This window comes from Kitasatospora sp. NPDC001132 (assembly GCF_053598415.1).
This window is the reverse complement of record NZ_JBSFKF010000002.1, coordinates 43417-60613: the sequence shown is the minus strand read 5'-3', so window position 1 is coordinate 60613 and position 17197 is coordinate 43417. Positions and strand designations below refer to the sequence as shown.

Genomic DNA, 17197 nt, shown 5'->3' with positions numbered 1-17197 from the left:
AGGCCCCGTGTCCCGGCTCTCCCCAGTGCTCAAGCAGGCCACCCCGGTCGTCGCGGTCCGCGGCGAAGGACTCCACCTCTACGACGCCGACGGCCGCCGCCACCTCGACTTCACCTCCGGCGTGGGGGTGACCAGCACCGGCCACTGTCACCCGAAGGTGGTCGAGGCCGTGCGGGACCAGGCCGGCCGGCTGATCCACGGGCAGTACACCACCGTGCTGCACGACCGACTCCTCGCTCTCACCGAGCGGTTGGGCGAGGTCCTGCCCGCCGGTCTGGACTCGCTGTTCTACGCCACCGCCGGCACCGAGGCGGTGGAGGCCGCGCTGCGGCTCGCCCGGCACGCCACCGGCCGGCAGAACGTGATCGTCTTCGAGGGCTCCTTCCACGGCCGCACCATGGGCGCGGCCTCGCTCACCACGGCCGGCACCCGGTTCCGGGCCGGCATCGGCCCGCTGATGCCCGGGGTCGCGGTGGCGCCCTTCCCGGCCGCCTTCCGGCTCGGACTGTCCGAGGAGGAGGCGGTGGCGCACGCCCTGCGCGGACTGGACGAGGTGCTCGCCACCGTCTCCGCGCCCGCCGAGACGGCCGCGATGTTCGTCGAGCCGGTGCTCGGCGAGGGCGGCTACGTCCCGGCGCCGCCCGGTTTCCTGGCCGGGCTGCGGGAGCGGGCCGACCGGCACGGGATCCTGCTGGTGGTGGACGAGGTGCAGACCGGCTTCGGCCGCACCGGCCGGTTCTGGGCCCACGAGCACGAGAGCGGGGTGCTCCCCGACGTCCTGATCACCGCCAAGGGCCTGGCCAGCGGCTTCCCGCTGTCCGCGATCGCCGCGCCCGCCGAGCTGATGGGGCGCGCCTGGCCGGGATCGCAGGGCGGCACGTACGGCGGGAACCCGGTGGCCTGCGCCGCCGCCCTGGCGACCCTGGACGTGCTGCGCGAGGAGCGGCTGGTCGAGAACGCGGCCGAGCAGGGCACCCGGCTGCTGGCCGGGCTGCGGGCGGTGGCCGCCGGGACGCCGGGGATCGCCGACGTCCGCGGGCTCGGGCTGATGGCCGCCAGCGAGTTCTGCCGCCCGGACGGCACCCCGGACCCGGAGGCGGCCCGGCGCGCCCAGCAGTCCGCGGCCGAGCACGGCCTGCTGCTGTTGCTGTGCGGCATCCACCTGAACGTGGTCCGGATGATCCCGGCGCTGGTCGTCACGGCCGAACAGATCGACGAGGGCCTGGAGTTGTGGGCGAAGGCCGTCGCGGCCGGCGGCCGGTAGGAAGGAGAGGACATGGATGCGGTGACCGAAATCGGCTGGAGCAGCCTGGAGTTGGACGCCCGGCGGGAGCTCTGGTCGCTCCCGCTGGGGGAGCGGGAGCGACGGCTGCTCTGGGCCGACGCGCGGGCCGGGCGCTGGGGCGCGGCCGAGGAAGTGCGTGCCCGACTACGGGAGTTCGTCCGGAAAGCCGCCGACTCGGTGGGCGTCGCCCATGTGAGCGGCCTGGTGGACCCGGCCCGCCCGGAGCAGGAGATCACCGAGGTGCTCTCCTTCCTGCTGCGGGACTTCGGCCGGATCGTCCCGCAGAACGGGCGCGGTGACCTCACCTCGGTGCTGCACGACCAGGACGGCGACGGCAACACCGAACTGGGCTTCCACTGCGACACCTGCGACCTACTGGTCCTGCTCTGCCTGCGGCCCGCCTTCGACGGCGGCGGGCTGACCAAGCTGGCGAGCGCCCGGCACGTCCACGACCTGATCCAGCGGGAGCGCCCGGACGCGCTGACCACGCTCCGTGAGGACTGGACCTTCGAACGCAGTGGCCGGGCCGGTCCGCAGGTGGTGGTCACCCCCATCCTGTACGACCGCAAGGACGGGACGATCGGCTGCTACTACCAGACCCGTACGGTCCGTTCCTCCCCCGACCGCGGCGGGCCGGACCTGACGGACCGTCAGTGGGAGGCGCTGGGCGTGCTGGACGAGGTGCTCTACCGGCCGGAGATCGCCTTCGGGCTGCCGATGGCCGCCGGGGACCTGCTGATCATCCGCAACAGCCGGGTGCTGCACGGCCGTTCGCCGTTCGTCGACGAGCCCGGGCCGTACTCCCGGCGGATGCTGCGGATCTGGGTGAACGAGGGGGAGGAGTGGGCGCCGTGACGACCACGGGGGAGGGCGGCGGCGGGACCGCACCGCACGGACGGGTGGCGATCGTCACCGGCGGGGGCAGCGGGCTCGGCCGGGCCTCGGCGCTGGCCCTGCTGGCGGCCGGCTGGACGGTGGTCGTCGCCGGGCGCCGCAAGGACGCCCTGGAGGAGACCGCGGCCCTGGCCGGCCCCGGGGCCGACCGGGTGCTGCCCGTCCCGACCGACATCCGCAGCCCGGAGGAGGTCGCCCGGCTCTTCGACAGGGTGCTCGACCGGTACGGCCGGCTGGACCTGCTCTTCAACAATGCGGGCGCCGCCGCCCCGCGCCGGCCGATCACCGAGACCCCGTTCGAGGACTGGAACCGGGTGCTGGACACCATCGTCACCGGCGGCTTCCTCTGCGCCCGTGAGGCCTTCCGGGTGATGAGCGCCCAGACCCCGCAGGGCGGGCGGATCATCAACAACGGCGCGCCCTCCGCCCATGTGCCACGCCCCAACTCGATCGCGTACACCGCCGCCAAGCACGCCGTCCTCGGCCTCACCAAGGTGCTCGCCCTGGACGGCCGGCCGTACGGTATCTCCTGCGGACAGATCGACGTCGGCAACGTCACCCCGGTGGACGGCGGCCCGCAGCCGGCCGCCATGCAGGCCGACCGGACCATGGCCGTCGAGGCGACCATCCCGGTGGACCGCTTCACCGAGGCCCTGGTGCTGATGGCCTCGCAGCCGCCGGACACCACCATCCAGTCCCTGGTGGTGCTGCCGACCACCATGCCGTTCGTCGGGAGGGGTTGAGCCGTGCTGGTCAGCGCGCGCTCCTTCGCGGAGTACCGGGCGATGTTCGCGCTCACCGAGCGCGACCTGGAGCAGCGCATCCTGGACTGCCCGGCCGGCGCGGCGAGTTTCGTCGCCGAGGCCGGGCGGCTCGGCGTCGACGCCGTCGCCGTCGACCGCCAGTACGCCGAGCACCGCGAGGAGCTGGGCGTGCTGGTGGAGCGGGAGACCGCGTTCAAGCGCGAGCTGCTGGTGAAGGAGACCGCGGGGTACGTCTGGTCCTGGTACGCCGACGCGGACGACATGATCCGCCGGTGGACCGCCAACGCCCGCGCCTTCGGCGCCGACATCGCCGCCCGCCCGGAGCGCTACGTGGCCGGCTCGCTGCCCGCGCTCCCCTTCGCCGACGACTCCTTCGACCTGGCGCTCTGCTCGCACCTGCTGTTCTCGTACGGCAACCGGCTGGGCGGGGAGTTCCAGCGGGCGGGGCTGCTGGAGCTCGCCCGGGTCGCGCGCCGGGAGGTCCGGGTCTTCCCGCTGGTGGTGTACGACACCGGAGCGCGCTACGAGGGGCTGGGATCGCTGCGCGCGGAACTCGCGGAGCTCGGCGTCCCCAGCCGGGTGGAGCGGGTGGCCTACGAGTTCCAGCCGGGGGCCGACGAGATGCTGGTGCTCTCCACCGCTGGCTACCGGGCGCCGGCCAGGACCGCACCGGGCACGGCGGCGGCCGCGAGGGCGACGGACCCGGTGCGGTGGCGGCACCGGGAGGCCGGGGCCTGAGCGGGCGGCCGGGCCGCACGGGCCGACCGGTGGCCCGCGGAAATCCGTCCCGTTGTCATCCGTCTCCGGCGGCCGCTGCGTCCAGGCCACCGCCCGGGAGCTCGGCGTGCCCCGGGCCCGGCGGCTGCCGGGGTGGGCGCGGCAGCGCCGCCGCGCCCAACCCGGTGGTCCTGTGGGCGAGGTCAGTTGACGACGACCACGGGGCTTCCCGGCTGGCCGGCGTCGGCGACCGGGCCGTACGCCGCGGAGAAGTAGCCGTCGCCCGGACAGAGCGTCGAGCCGGCGCTCTTGGCGAAGTGCTCGGTGCGGAACGCCAGGCTGTGCGCGGTGTTGTCGGCGCTGCCGGTGAAGGCGCCGCTCAGCTGGTAGGAGCAGGTGATGGTGCCGAACCAGGTGTCGAGCACCGCGGTGGCCTGGATCGTCCCGGCGGACCCGCCGGTCAGGGTGACCGGCAGGCCGGGCGCGTCGGAGACGGTGACGCCGTACGGCAGGTTGCCGACCGTCAGGCTGCGCACCGAGGTGACCCCGGTGACGTTCGCGGTGCACGAGCCGAAGGTCAGCCCGGTCAGCGACGCGGTGGCGCTGCCCGGCGCCGCCGGGTTGCTCAGCACCGAGGCCGAGAGCTGGGAGGTGGCGCAGGTGACACCGGTGGTGCTGGTCGCGGTCGAGTAGAAGGTCGCCTTGGTGCCCGAGGCGAGCGGCGCGGAGAGCGCGTCGCCCACGGCGACGGCGGTGCCGCCCGCGCTCCCGGTGGTGAGCACCGGGCCGGCGGCGAGGGCCCCCGGCGACGCGGAGGCGGGTACGGCGGCCAGCGCGAGCGCGGTGGTCGCGCAGACGGCGGCGGTGACGGCAAGGTGGCGGCTGAAGCGCATGGGAAACCTCTTCCTCGGTGAGGGGCGAGAAGACGTCCTCTCGCGGGCTCCCGAGCGGTGGGGACCGGGGAGCGCGCGGCGTTTCCGGGTTCCATACGTTCCAGGCGTGACCGCGCGCCGTCAAGGCGATGGGCGGAACTTACTGACTTTTCGTCAACAAGCAGTGCTGTCAAGGCTTTCGCCTGAAGGGGCGGCCGGCCGCCCCGGCGCCTGACCGGCGGCCGCCCCGAGCCCGGCGCCCGGCCGCCCCGCCCGCCTGCGAGAATCCCGCCATGGCTGAGCACGAGAGCGACCACGGCTACCTCCTGGACAACCGGCAGACCGAGGCGGGCATCCGCTTCGGCGCCCTCGCCGAGCTGTTCGACCCGGTGACCTTCCGGCACGTCGACGCCCTCGGCATCGGCCCCGGCATGCGCTGCTGGGAGGTCGGCGCGGGCGGCCCCTCGGTGCCGCTCGGGCTCGCCGAACGCGTCGGCCCGACCGGCGCGGTGGTCGCCACCGACATCGACGTCTCCTGGACCGCCCCCGCCGCCGGCGGCGTGATCGAAGTGCTGCGCCACGACGTGGCGGCCGACCCGCCGCCGCCCGGCGGCTTCGACCTGGTGCACGCCCGGCTGGTCCTGGTACACGTCGCCGACCGCGCCGAGGCCCTGCGCCGGATGGTGGGGGCGCTGCGCCCCGGCGGCCGGCTGCTGCTGGAGGACGCCGACCCGGCCCTGCAACCGCTGCTCTGCCCGGACGAGTCCGGCCCCGACGAGCGCCTCGCCAACCGACTGCGGTCCGGCTTCCGCACCCTGCTGGCCGGGCGCGGCGCCGACCTCGCGTACGGCCGGACGCTGCCCAGGGCGCTGCGCGAAGCGGGCCTGATCGACGTCCAGGCCGACGCGTACTTCCCGATCACCTCGCCGGCCTGCGCCGTCCTGGAGGACGCGACCGTCCGGCAGATCCGCCGGCTGCTGGTGGCCGAAGGCCTGGCGACGGACGAGGAGATCGACCGCCACCTGGCCAACGTCGCCGCCGGCCGCCTCGACCTGGCCACCGCCCCGATGATCTCCGCCTGGGCCCGCCGGGCATGACGCGACGCCCGACCGCGCACCGACGCCCGCAGCTGCTCGTCGTGAGCGCTCCGCCGGGGGCGGGCAAGACCACGCTGGGGCACGCCCCGGCCGATGCGCTCGGCCGGGTGGCCGCGGCCCGGCGGTCTAACCTCGACGGTATGGACGCGTTCGAACATCCGGGCGGTCAGGCCGCCGTCCCGCCGGAGGAGGGGCTGGAAGCCCTGGTACGGCTGCTGGACCGGCGCGGCGCGGTGGTGCTCAGCGGGGCGGGCCTGTCCACCGAGTCCGGCATCCCCGACTACCGGGGCGCCACCGGCCGGCGCCGCAGCGGCACCCCGATGACGTACCAGGAGTTCACCGGCAGCGCCGACGCCCGGCGCCGCTACTGGGCCCGCAGCCACACCGGCTGGCCGACGATCGCCGGGGCCCGGCCCAACGCCGGGCACCACGCGGTGGAGCGGCTGCACCGGGCCGGGCACGTCGCGGCGGTCATCACCCAGAACGTGGACGGCCTCCACCACGCGGCCGGCACCCGGGAGGCCGTGGAGCTGCACGGCGGACTCCACCGGGTGGTCTGCCTCGACTGCCGCCGCACCTGCGCCCGGGCCGAGCTGGACCGGCGGCTGGAGGAGCTCAACCCGGGCTTCCGTCGGCCCGGGGTGCAGCTGCGGCCGGACGGTGACGCACGGCTGCCGCAGTCCGCGGTGGACGGCTTCCGGGTCGCCGCCTGCGCGGACTGCGGCGGGGTGCTCAAGCCCGACGTGGTGTTCTTCGGCGAGAACGTCCCGCCGCCCCGGGTCGAGCGCTGCTACGAACTGGTCGACGCGGCCGACTCGTTGGTGGTCCTCGGTTCCTCCCTGGCGGTGCTGTCCGGGCTGCGCTTCGTCCGCCGCGCCGCCCGGTCGCGCCTGCCGGTCGCGATCGTCAACCAGGGGGCGACGCGCGGGGACGAACTCGCCGCGCTCCGGCTCGACCTGCCGCTGGGGCCGGCCATGACGGAGGTCGCCCGGCTGCTCGCCGCGGCCTGACCGGCGCGCTCGCCCGGTTCCCGCCGCCGCGCTCGGCCCGCCGCCGCGCTCAGCCGGCCGGCTGAGCGGGCCGGCCGGGTACCCACAGCGGCACCCGGCCGCCGCGCGGCATGCAGCGCGCCGCGTCCTGCTCCAGCCAGTCGGCCACTCGCTCCGGATCACCCTCGCACAGCTCCACCAGCGCGGACGCCGCGATCCCGGTGCAGCACAGCACCAGCGCCAGGGTGTCCCGGCGGCGGCGGTGCTCCCGTACGTACGCCTCGGCGCGCTCCTCGACCCGGTCGACGTGGCCCGGCCCGTCCTCGGCGGTCAGCGCCCGCACCCCGTGCCACACCAGGGTCAGCGCGCAGGGCTCCGCCGGGTGCGAGGAGCCGGCCCGCTGCGCCTGCTCGCGGGCCTCCGCCGAGCGCTGCCCGAGCCACTCCAGCGCCGCCGGCCCGTCCTCCCGGCAGCGGCGGAGCACCAGTTCCGCGGCCCGGGCCACCACGGCCCGCAGCACCGTCGGCGCGGACGCCCGCAGCCCGGCCGCGGACCCGTCCCCGAACGCCAGCCAGGCATCGGCGAACGAGGCCGCCCGCACCCCGCCGACCCAGGTGGTCGACTCGCCCTCCGTGCTCAGCCGGTCCTCGGCCCCCAGCCGTACCAGCCCCACGGCCGTCAGGCACGCCGCGTCCCCGTCCAGCTCCCGCAGCCATCGACTCAGCACCAGCACACACCCCCGTCAGCGGTTCATCCCCGTGAGGCCTCATCCCACCACACCAGGACGGAGACGAACTAGACAGGAGCACGTCACAATCTGGAAGCAGACCTTCCGCGCGGTCCTGCGACGGAGGCGGCGGGGATGCGGTGGCAGGCGACGGCCGGGAGGGCGTACGGCGACGGGCCCGGGTGCGACGGGCTCCGCCCGGCTGCGCGCCGTGCCGGGTCGCCGGGTCCCCGCACCTCGCCCGAGTCCCCGCACGGCTCCCGAGTCCGCCCCCGCCGGCCCCGGCGTCGTGTCCGGGCCGTTCCGGCCGGGCCTTCGGCAGGCGATTCCCGATCCGGCATCCGGGTGAATTGGCGCGGCGCCGCCCGGCGCGGAATGAAGCCGGGTCCGGCGCTGCCAGAATGCAATTTCCTCGGGGTCCCCCCGCACAGTCGGTGCCATCGGACAGCTGGAGCGGAACATGCGAATCATTCAGCCGCGTATTAGTTCGGAAAAGAGGCCCGGCGCAGTCGCGGGCGGCTTTCCGTGGACGCTCATGTACCACTCGGTGGCGCCGGCGCTCGAAGATCCCTATCTGATCACCGTCGATCCGGCACGGTTTCGCCGCCAGCTGCGGTGGCTCTCCGCCCGCGGCCTGCGCGGGGTGTCGGTGGGCACCCTGATGCGTGCCCACCGGGACGGCGCCGCGGCGGGCATGGTGGGGCTCAGCTTCGACGACGGGTACCGCGACTTCGTGGAGGAGGTCATGCCCGCCCTGGCGGAGCACGGCTTCACCGCGACGGTCTACGTGGTGGCCGACCGGCTGGGCGGCTACAACGACTGGGACCGGCAGGGCCCGCGCAAGCCGCTGATGACGGCGCGCCAGGTCCGTGAGGCCGCCGCCGCCGGGATGGAGATCGGCTCGCACGGGCTGACGCACCGGCGGCTGGCGGGCCTGGACGCGCGGGACCTGGAGGCCCAGGTCACCGACAGCCGCCACGTCCTGGAGGACCTCACGGGCCGGGAGGTCGCGGGGTTCTGCTACCCGTACGGCTCGCTCGACGCCGCCGCGGTGGAGGCGGTGGCCGAGGCCGGCTACGACCACGCGTGCGCGGTCAGCCCCGGTGCCCACAGCGGGGAGTACGCGCTTCCCCGCTGCTACGTCGGCGACCGGGACGGACCGTTGCACCTGGCCGCGAAGCTGGTGCGCGACCGCTGGCGGCGCTGACCGCCGCGGACGGCCGCGGACGGCCGCCCGGTGGGGGGCGGCCGCTCAGCGGGGGACGGCGGCGGATCCCACGGTCGGATCCGCGCCGGCCCCCGCGGCGGGCTCCACGCGCAGCCAGGACTCGTGCCACAGCAGCGCGCACCGGCGGTCGCAGCCCGCGGTCAGCGGCTCACCCCCGCAGCGCAGCCCGTCGAGGATGAACCACCGCCCCCCGGCGGGGTACTGCCACCAGACCAGGGACCGGTGACGCAACTCGGTGGCACCGTGCCGGGTGCCGGCGTGGCGCTCCATCCCCGCCTGGAAGGGCACGCCGTGCAGACGCCCGTCGGGGCCCAGGGTCGCGCGGATCTCCGCGAGGCTGCGCACCGTCGCCCACAGCGTGACGGGCCGTTCGGCGGGGGCCGGCGCGGGGGCGGGCTCCAGCCATTCGTCGCGGAACAGCAGCGCGCAGTCCATGCCGCAGCCCTGGGTCCCGTCGGCGCCGTGGCAGGTGGCGCCGGCCAGCGCGACGGTGCCCGACAGGCGCCGCATCCGGTAGTGGTCGTCGACCATGCGGCGCACGACGCGGTCGACCCGGTAGACGCCGCCGCAGAACGACCACTGGCTGGCGGTGAACCACAGGCCGCGGTGGCGGTCCCTGTCGTCGAGGGTGGCGCGCACCGCGGCCTCGTCCTTCACCCGGACCCAGTCCCCCTCGGCGAAGCGGGAGGGCCGGCCCGGCGCCGGAACGCCGTCGCGGCGCTCACGCAGCCCCTCGCGGGCGATCCGGGCGCGGCGCACGACACCGAGCGGGGGGAGGTCGCGCAGGGGCAGGCTCTTGTACTGGCACCGGTTCGCGGCGGTTTCGCAGCGCAGCTCCGCGGTTCGGGGGAACCGTGATTCCTCGACGGCCATCAATGAAATCCCATCGGGTTGGAGATATCGGCACAGGCTAGCGCAACCGGCCTTTCCCCGCGCGGGCCTCCGGAGCCTTTCGAGGCCATGTCGGAAGAAATAGCACTAGACCCACTAAGAGCCTTCCGGAGTGAAGAAAGGCCACTTCCGGAGAGTTTCCGGTTCATGCCCGTGTAATGTTTCCACCGGTGTCGCGGTGGAGTGGCCGAGTGGTGAGGCGACGGCTTGCAGGGCCGTTCAGACGGGTTCGATTCCTGTCTCCACCTCTTCTCCCGTCCGCTGCCCGCCGACGTGGGTGCGCGGCCCGGAGTCGACGGTCAGGCCGACGGCTCGTCCAGCCTGTCGCTCAGCTGGCTGCGGGAGGTGATCCCGAGCTTCGGGAAGATCCGGTACAGGTGGGCGCCGATCGTCCGGGGTGACAGGTGCAGCTGCCGGCCTATCTCCTTGTTGGAGAGGCCCCGCGCCGCCAGCTGGGCGATCTGGACCTCCTGGGGCGTGAGCAGGTCCCGGTCGGGGCGGCCCTGGCTCTTGCTGCCCTCGCCCGCCGAACGGAGCTCCTGGGCCGCCCGTTCACGCCAGGGCTCCACGCCCATGGCCTCGAAGGACTCCCGGGCGATCCGCAGCGGAGTGCGGGCCTCCGTCACCCGGCGGTGGCGCCGGAGCCAGGTGCCGTGGGCGAGCATGAGCCGGGCACGGACGAAGGGCGCCCGGGACATGTCCAGGTCGAAGGCCGCCCGGAACCGCTCCTCGGCGTCCTCGTCGTCGGCGAGCAGAGCCTGGGCGAATCCCAGGCTCACCCGGATCATCTGGACCTCGCTCGCCCCGACGGACGTGACGAGGTGTCGCAGGGCGGCCTTCGCCATGGCGCGCTGGTCCTCGCTGGTGGCGGCCTCGGCCAACTCGGCGATGGCCATGGTCTGCATGAACGGGTGGTAGGACGGATCGGCCGGGTCGAAGACCCGCCAGACGCAGGAGAACGCCTCGGCGTGCCGACCCGCGGCGAGGGCGATGAGGCCGCGGGCGATCTGGATGTACGCGAGCTTGGAGGGGTCGACCACGGTCAGCCCCTGGCCCTCCGCCTCGCCGATCGCGACCAGTGCGGTGTCCAGGTCGCCGCGCAGCGCGGCGAACTGTGCCTTCGCCACCCGGGCACCGGTCAGCCAGCGCGGCTGCGCGGTCTCCTCGGCCAGCCGTGCCGCCTCGGCGGCCGCCGGGAGCCCGGTCTCCCAGTCGACGGTGTGCACGGTGGCGAGGGCGAGGAGCACCAGCGTCTTGGTCAGCGGGCCCCGACGCCCCTGACGACGCAGTCCGTCCGCCGCCTGGCGCGCGAAGCCGGTGACATGGTCGAACCCGTTCACCATGATGGCCGCGTTGCCCAGGGTGGCGGCGGCCACGACGTCGTACCCGCCCTCGCGTTCGAGGCGCCGCAGCCGGTCGATCACCGTCGCCGACGCCTCCAGCGGGGCGGCCCCCGCCAGCGTGCACACCAGGTCCGGGTGGAGTTCCGGGACCGGCAGCCGCTCGGCGGCCGTCACGACGCGCTCCCGCAGTTCCCGACCCGGGTCCGCCCACCAGCAACGCCATGCGGCCACGCGCAGCAGCCGCAACGCGAGTTCGGGATCGCCGGCCTCGGCGGCCTGCTCCGCCGTGGCGATCAGCAGGTGGATCCGGGACGTGCTCGTGTCGGACTCCGACTCCAGCCACTCGCGCAGCAGGACGACGCGGGCCCGCTCCAGCACGTCCGGGCCCAGCGATTCGGCCTGCTGCACCAGGGCTGACACGCGATCCGCCCGGCCGAGTTCGAAGCACAGCTCCGCGGCACCGAGGAGGCGCGCCCGCCGTCCCGAAGGGTCCTCGCTCAGCGCGGTGGCGCGTTCCAGCGCCGTCAGGGCCGCCGTGACGGCACCGCGCTCTCGCGCGCCGAGAGCCACCCGGTCCAGTTGCCGGGCCACCGCTTCGTCGGGACGGCCGCCGGCCGAGGCCCGGTGCCACGCCTGTCGGTCAGGGTGTCCCCGGAGGGTGTCGGCGAGCGCGCCGTGGGCGGCCAGACGGTCCGCGAGCGGTGCCGAGCCCAGGACGGCGGAGCGCACCAGGGGGTGGGTGAAGGCGATCCTGAACCCGTCGACACGCACCAGGCCGGCGGCCACGGCGGGCTCCAGCGGCAGCGCGGAGACCTCGGCGCCGGTCAGGGCCGCGGCCGCGGCGAGCACCTCGGTCAGCGCACCGTCGTCGGTGGTGGCGGCGACCAGCAGCAGCTGGTGGGTGTCGGACGGAAGGTCGGCCAGCCACGAGGAGAAGGCGCGCTCGAGCCGGGCGGTGCGGGGGAGCACCGGCGACCCCACGGACGCCGTGGGCTCCGCGTCCGCCGCCGGGGAGAGGGGGAGCTCGATCAGTGCGAGGGGGTTGCCGGCCGACAGCCGCGCCACCCGGCGGCGCGCCCCCGGGTCGAGGCCGGGACTGCGGGCGTCCAGCAGGGCGTCGCTCGCGCTCGGGGCCAGGGGCCCGAGGTGCAGCTCGCGGATGTCGGGGACGCCCCGCCTGGCCGTACGGTCGTCGCGCACGGCGAGGAGCAGACCGAGCGGTTCGGCGCCGACGCGGCGTGCGACGAACCCGAGGACGTCCAGGGTCGGCGCGTCCAGCCACTGGGCGTCGTCCACGACCAGCAGTACGGGGGCTTCGGCGGCCGCCTCGCCGAGCAGGCCGAGGGTGGCCAGGGCGATCATGAAGAACCGGGGCGCGGAGGCGTCGTCGGACGGCTCCGCCATGCCGAAGGCGCCCAGCAGGGCCTGTGCCTGGACGGCGGGCAGGTGCGGGATGCGCTCCGTCATGGTGTGGGCCAGCTGGTGCAGCCCCGCGAACGGCAGCTCGGTCTCGGCCCGGACACCCGCTGCCCTGAGGACGGTGAATCCGGCGCTCCCGGCCCGGGCGGCGGCGTGGTCCAGCAGGGCGGACTTGCCGATCCCGGGGGCCCCGTGGACCAGCAGCGCGTCGCCCCGCTCGGGCAGGGCGTCGACCAGTGCGTCGACGGCCGCGAGTTCCTCGTCCCGGCCGAACAGTGTGGTGCCTGACATCCGAAGTTCCTCTGCGCCTGCGCCTGCGCCAGTGCCCTGACCTGGACCGTTGCAGTGTAGGTGCGCGCATTGCACGGTTCGAGTGCACGGATGGTCATGTGTTCGGCGACACATCACCTACAGTCGCTTCACAGTCATCCTGCCGCCGACGTAAGTCATCCCGTGTCCCATGCTGGAAGCCATGTCGAGCGGAGGGAGAGGACCGATGGCATCCGTGACCGACACGGCCGGGCAGTCGGACGACGGGAGCACGCTCCGCCGCCGGAGCGGGGCCGTCCCCGTCGCCGCCGTACCCTTCACGGTCGCCTCGTACGAGCCTGCGTCGGACCCGGGCCGGATGACGACCCGGCAGTTGGGGCACCTGCTCTTCCTGACGACGGAGGCGGGCCCCCGGTGCTACACCCGCGGCCCGCGGGAGATCGCCCGTGGCACCCGGCAGGCCGAGGGGTTCTTCGTGGTCGCCGTGATGGGGGCCACCGGCGCCGTGGTGCGGCAGGACGGCAGGACGACCGAGGTCCCCGCGGGAGCGGTCTCCTTCTGGTACTCGGAGACCCCTCATGTGGTCGACTACCCGGACGGAGTGGACGTCAGGGCGTGCCTGATCCCCCGCCGGGCCCTCGGCGCGCGGGACGAGCAACTGGCGCGGGTGACGGCCACCGTGGCCGATGCCGGCGGGCCGGTGGCCGCCCTGGTCGCGCAGTCCCTGCTGACCCTGGCCGAGACCGCCGAGGACTGCCCCGAGTTCGTCGCCGGCCGACTGGCCCGCAACGTCACCGACCTGGTGGCCACCCTCGTCACCGAGCAGGCCGCCCGTGACACGCCCGCCACGGAGGACTCCCGCACGGAGGACTCCCGGCACACCCGGATCCGGGAGATCCACGCCTACGTGGACCGGCACCTCAAGGATCCGGAACTCGGGCCGCAGACCATCGCGGCCGCGCACGCCATCTCCGTCCGCTCCCTGCACAAGCTCTTCGAAGGGGAGGGGACCACCGTCAGCCGTCTGATCCAGCGCCGCCGGCTCCAGGAGAGCGCCGAGGAGCTCACCCGCGAGGACGGCGGTGACAGCACGGTCTCCGGCGTGGCCCAGCGATGGGGCTTCACCGACCCGGCCCACTTCAGCCGGCTCTTCCGCGCCTCGTACGGCGTCTCGCCGAGCCGGTGGCGCGACACCCGCGGCGGCACCGAGCCGGCCACCCGGCCGGACACCCCAGGCCCGGTGTCCCGATGACCCGTCGACCGGAGAGGAACCCGGTGTCCCCTTCCCGCTCCACCGCATCCCGCTCCACCGCATCCCTCTCCACCGCGTCGCTGTCCGCCTCCGACCGGGCGGACGTGTGGCACGACGCCGTGTCCCACGCCTTCGTGCCGATGGCCGTGGACTTCCTGGAGGAGGAGCCGTCACCCGGGGAGATCACCGGCCACCGGCTCGGTCCGGTGCGGATCTCGAGGGTCCAGGCCGGGCCGCAGATGGTGACCCGCACCAGGCGCCTGATCGCCGACGGCGACTCGCCGACGCTCATCCTCAGCCTGCAGGAGCGCGGTGTCGCGCTCAAGGAGCAGGACGGCAGGGAGACGCTCATCCGGCCCGGCGGATTCTCCCTCACCGACACCTCCCGGGTGTTCCGCAAGAGGATCGAGGAGGAGTTCGCCTTCACCTCCTTCCAGTTCCCCCGTGCGGAACTCGACGTCCGGGAGAAGGACCTGCGGGCGCTCACCGCGACCACCTTCGACGGCGCCGAGGGCAGTGCCGCGCTGCTGGCCGGCTACCTCCGGCAGATGACGCGCGAGGCGGCCGGGCTGGACGAGGCCGTCGGGCGCCGGGCCGCAGCCACGGCACTCGACCTGCTGGCGCTGCTCGTCGACGACCGGGCCGGGCTGGTGCGGCCGCAGGGTTCGCGGACCGCGGCCTCGCTGGAGCGGGTCAAGGACCACATCCTGCGCAACCTGCGCGACCCGGACCTCTCGCCGTCCACCATCGCGGAGGCGAACTTCATGTCGGTGCGCTTCCTCCACAAGCTGTTCCAACAGGAGGACCTCACGGTCGGCGGGTGGATCCGGACCCAGCGCCTGGAACGCTGCAGCCGGGACCTGCTGCGCCCGATGGCCGCGGAACTCGGCGTGGCGGGCATCGCCCGGCGCTGGGGCTTCGCCAACTCCAGCCACTTCAGTCGCGCCTTCCGCGACGCCTACGGCATGACGCCGAGGGACTGGCAGGTCAGCGGCGGGGCGGCGGGCTGACGTGGGACGCCCGGCCGATCGCGCGCTGACGCCCGGCCGATCGGGCCCTGACGAGTGACCGGAGGCCGGGATCGTGTCCGGTCGGCGAAGGCACCCGGATCCGTACCACGAACGGCCCCTCCTTCGCCGATCCGTCGAAGAACTTCGAATGATTCGACCCGTCAGGTGGCGTGGCGTTTCCTGGAACCAGCGCACCGGGGCCGGTCCGGAGAAGGGGCCGGGGACCGGGGAGCGAGGACCGGCGCGTGCCGGTGTACCACCGGCCGACCGAACTCCTCGCGCACCGACGTCCAGTCGTCGGTCGAAGCGCCAGCCAAGCCCTCAGGACCGGAGGAACGATGCGTCTTCGCGCCATAGCCGCCGCCACGGCAGCGGCCGCCACCCTCGCACTCTGTCCCCTCGCCGCCACGGCGGCCGGCGCCGCACCCGTGGCCGGGGCAGCGTCGGCGAAGCCCGCCCTCGACAGCGGCGTGTGGAACACCGCCACCTACAACCCCGACGGGCACGTGAACACGGTCGAGATCAACCAGTACGTCGGCAGCGACGGCCACCACTACGTCGTCGGCTGGCTGTACGCGGGGAGCGGCAACGTCGCGTTCTACTACGACCAGTCCCACGACGGCGGCCGGACCTGGAACAGCTTCCTCGACCGGACGTACGTGGGCCCGGGCGGCTGGTACACCCTGCCGACGAAGTACGACGACGGGGGCGTGTGGTACCGCGCCTGTTCCGCGGCCGAGTGGGCGGGGAGCCCGTACGCGAACCCCCAGTGGGGCTACAACATCGCCTGCACCAACTGGTACTGATCTCAGGGACCGGGGGCGGCCCGCCGGTGCCCGGCGGGCCGCCCCCGGCCGGTCGGGCACCGGCCCCTTCGGCCGTGCCGGGTGAGCCGACGGTGGCGGCGAGGTTCCGGACGCGGCCGGTCGGGAACGGGGCGAGGGCCCGTGTCGCGCGGTTGCGCGGCACGGGCCCTCGTGGGTCACTCCGGTGGTCCCTGTCCGGCCCCCGGGGCGCGGCGGCCGGGCGGGGGTGGGTCGGTCAGAACTGCCAGGCGGGGTTGTCGGCGATCGCCAGGAGGGCGGCCTCGGCCAGGCCGGCGTCCGGCTGGTCGGTCCACTGCTGGAGGGTCACCGTGCGGCCGTCGGTGCGCTGGAGGCGGACGTACTGGGAGGTGCGGCCGCTCTGCGGGTGGGTCAGGGTCACGGCCTCGCCGTGCGCACCGGAGGGGAGGTCGACCAGGTGGCAGCTGGTGCGCGGGGCGACCTCCTGCGGGCTGGGCACACCGGGGCGGGGGGTGACGACGGGCAGGGCGATGGTGGCGCAGAACGGGACCTTGGGCGCCTCGGCGGTGTGCTCGGCGCCGCCGACGAAGTTCACCGGGCCGGCCGGGGCCTGCCAGGCGACCCGGAAGGTGCGGCCCGGGATGTCGCCGGCGCCCACGGTCGTGGAGCCGGCCGGGAGCAGGCCGGCCAGGGTGGTCGCCAGGTGCTCGCTGGTCCAGTCGGTGGCGCGGCCGCTGCCGGAGCCGAAGGAGTCGGGGCGCAGCGGTACGGCGCTCGCGCCTTCCGAGCCGGCGAGGGTGAGCGGGCCGGTCAGGGGGTCGGCGGCCGCCGCCGGGGCGCCCGGGGCGGGGGTGCCGGTGGTGGGCACGGTGGCCACCAGGGCGGCCAGGGCGGCGGTGGCGGCCGTCGCGGCGCCGGCGCGGACGACCAGGCGGGTGCCGCGGCGGCGGCGTCCGCCCGCGACCGCCGCGTCGACCGCGTCGGGGCGCAGCGGGGGTTCGGCGCCGAGCCCGGCGGCGAGGAGGGTGCGCAGCTCGTCCTGCGGGTCGAGGGCGTCGTGGGTCACAGCAGCTCCTTCAAGGGGGTGGGGTTGGCGGCGAGTTCGTCGAACGGGTCGGTGTCGCCGAGCAGGGTGCGCAGTTTGGTGAGTGCGCGGGCGGTGTGGCTCTTGACGGTTCCGGCGGTGCAGCCGAGGGCCTTGGCGGTGTCCGCGATGTCCAGGTCGGCCCAGAAGCGCAGGACCACCACGGCCCGTTGACGCGGCGGCAGGGCGGCGAGCGCGGCGCGGACCTGCAGGCCGAGCGACGGGTCGGTGCCCGGACCGGGCCGGTCGGGGAGTGCGGCTGTCGGGTCCTCGCGGCGCCAGCGGCGCCGGGTGTGGTCGATGCAGGTCCGGGTCAGTACGCGGTGGGCGTAGGCCTCCAGGTTGGCGATGCGGTGCCGTCTTCCCCAGGCCGCGTACAGCTTGGTCAGTGCGGTCTGCGTGATGTCCTCGGCGTGGTGCCAGTCGCCGCACATCAGGTACGCGGTCCGCCGCAGGTGCGGCAACCGGTCCTCGGCGAAGCCGCGGAACTCCTCCAGGTCTGCGGTACGCACAGGGCGTGTCCTCCGTTCGTCTCTGTCCACTCCGACGGAGCGCACCCGGTGCCGGGAT

General features: G+C 74.8%; 16 protein-coding genes and 1 tRNA gene. 11 read left to right on the top strand and 6 right to left on the bottom strand.

Going from position 1 to position 17197, the window contains the following annotated elements; all coding sequences use genetic code 11:
• The first annotated feature begins 7 nt into the window (after nt 1-7).
• The 4 genes from ACWDBE_RS02495 to ACWDBE_RS02480 are packed head-to-tail and all read left to right on the top strand — an operon-like array spanning nt 8 to nt 3681.
• A complete protein-coding gene (locus ACWDBE_RS02495) occupies nt 8-1264 on the top strand; it encodes an aspartate aminotransferase family protein (protein WP_449787755.1) in 1257 nt (418 codons plus the stop codon).
• A gap of 12 nt (nt 1265-1276) precedes the next feature.
• Nucleotides 1277-2140, top strand: a complete 864-nt coding sequence (locus ACWDBE_RS02490; protein WP_449787454.1) for a TauD/TfdA family dioxygenase — start codon at nt 1277-1279, stop codon at nt 2138-2140.
• The gene (locus ACWDBE_RS02485) at nt 2128-2922 is read left to right on the top strand and encodes an SDR family oxidoreductase (protein ID WP_449807005.1); all 795 of its coding nucleotides are present in this window, start codon (nt 2128-2130) and stop codon (nt 2920-2922) included. The genes ACWDBE_RS02490 and ACWDBE_RS02485 overlap by 13 nt, the downstream gene beginning before the upstream one ends.
• Nucleotides 2923-2925: 3 nt before the next feature.
• Entirely contained in the window at nt 2926-3681 is a 756-nt protein-coding gene (locus tag ACWDBE_RS02480) for a class I SAM-dependent methyltransferase (RefSeq protein WP_449807004.1), read from the top strand.
• Between the two features lie 182 nt (nt 3682-3863).
• Here the strand turns inward: ACWDBE_RS02480 and ACWDBE_RS02475 are convergent, their stop codons facing one another.
• The gene (locus ACWDBE_RS02475) at nt 3864-4553 is read right to left on the bottom strand and encodes a Tat pathway signal sequence domain protein (RefSeq protein WP_449787451.1); all 690 of its coding nucleotides are present in this window, start codon (nt 4551-4553) and stop codon (nt 3864-3866) included.
• Between the two features lie 272 nt (nt 4554-4825).
• Between ACWDBE_RS02475 and ACWDBE_RS02470 the strand changes: the two genes are divergently transcribed.
• On the top strand, nt 4826-5629 hold the full coding sequence (locus ACWDBE_RS02470) for a methyltransferase domain-containing protein (protein ID WP_449787450.1): 804 nt from the start codon (nt 4826-4828) through the stop codon (nt 5627-5629).
• Between the two features lie 140 nt (nt 5630-5769).
• Nucleotides 5770-6639, top strand: a complete 870-nt coding sequence (locus ACWDBE_RS02465; protein ID WP_449807003.1) for an NAD-dependent protein deacetylase — start codon at nt 5770-5772, stop codon at nt 6637-6639.
• Nucleotides 6640-6688: 49 nt separating this feature from the next.
• Here the strand turns inward: ACWDBE_RS02465 and ACWDBE_RS02460 are convergent, their stop codons facing one another.
• Nucleotides 6689-7345, bottom strand: coding sequence for a hypothetical protein (locus ACWDBE_RS02460; protein WP_449807002.1), 657 nt, complete (start codon nt 7343-7345; stop codon nt 6689-6691).
• A 535-nt stretch (nt 7346-7880) separates the two neighbouring features.
• Here ACWDBE_RS02460 and ACWDBE_RS02455 point away from each other — a divergent pair.
• A complete protein-coding gene (locus ACWDBE_RS02455; protein WP_449787447.1) occupies nt 7881-8552 on the top strand; it encodes a polysaccharide deacetylase family protein in 672 nt (223 codons plus the stop codon).
• A gap of 45 nt (nt 8553-8597) precedes the next feature.
• Here the strand turns inward: ACWDBE_RS02455 and ACWDBE_RS02450 are convergent, their stop codons facing one another.
• Complete coding sequence (locus ACWDBE_RS02450) at nt 8598-9446, bottom strand: hypothetical protein (RefSeq protein WP_449807001.1); 849 nt, start codon at nt 9444-9446, stop codon at nt 8598-8600.
• 195 nt (nt 9447-9641) lie between these two features.
• Here ACWDBE_RS02450 and ACWDBE_RS02445 point away from each other — a divergent pair.
• Nucleotides 9642-9712, top strand: a tRNA-Cys gene (locus tag ACWDBE_RS02445).
• 51 nt (nt 9713-9763) lie between these two features.
• On the opposite strand, the gene ACWDBE_RS02440 is transcribed toward ACWDBE_RS02445, so the two are convergent.
• Nucleotides 9764-12517 (bottom strand): ATP-binding protein, encoded by a 2754-nt coding sequence (locus ACWDBE_RS02440; protein ID WP_449787445.1) that lies wholly within the window; start codon nt 12515-12517, stop codon nt 9764-9766.
• Nucleotides 12518-12722: 205 nt separating this feature from the next.
• Between ACWDBE_RS02440 and ACWDBE_RS02435 the strand changes: the two genes are divergently transcribed.
• The 3 genes from ACWDBE_RS02435 (at nt 12723) to ACWDBE_RS02425 (ending at nt 15564) form a co-directional block, all read left to right on the top strand.
• Nucleotides 12723-13748, top strand: coding sequence for a helix-turn-helix domain-containing protein (locus ACWDBE_RS02435; RefSeq protein WP_449807000.1), 1026 nt, complete (start codon nt 12723-12725; stop codon nt 13746-13748).
• Between the two features lie 23 nt (nt 13749-13771).
• Entirely contained in the window at nt 13772-14758 is a 987-nt protein-coding gene (locus ACWDBE_RS02430) for an AraC-like ligand-binding domain-containing protein (RefSeq protein WP_449787443.1), read from the top strand.
• Between the two features lie 338 nt (nt 14759-15096).
• A complete protein-coding gene (locus ACWDBE_RS02425) occupies nt 15097-15564 on the top strand; it encodes a hypothetical protein (protein ID WP_449787442.1) in 468 nt (155 codons plus the stop codon).
• Between the two features lie 235 nt (nt 15565-15799).
• Here ACWDBE_RS02425 and ACWDBE_RS02420 read toward each other — a convergent pair whose 3' ends face one another.
• Together ACWDBE_RS02420 and ACWDBE_RS02415 are read right to left on the bottom strand one after the other, a co-directional pair.
• The gene (locus tag ACWDBE_RS02420; protein WP_449787441.1) at nt 15800-16609 is read right to left on the bottom strand and encodes a hypothetical protein; all 810 of its coding nucleotides are present in this window, start codon (nt 16607-16609) and stop codon (nt 15800-15802) included.
• Nucleotides 16606-17139, bottom strand: a complete 534-nt coding sequence (locus ACWDBE_RS02415; RefSeq protein WP_449787440.1) for a SigE family RNA polymerase sigma factor — start codon at nt 17137-17139, stop codon at nt 16606-16608. Before ACWDBE_RS02415 ends, ACWDBE_RS02420 begins: the two co-directional genes overlap by 4 nt.
• Between the last annotated feature and the right edge of the window lie 58 nt (nt 17140-17197).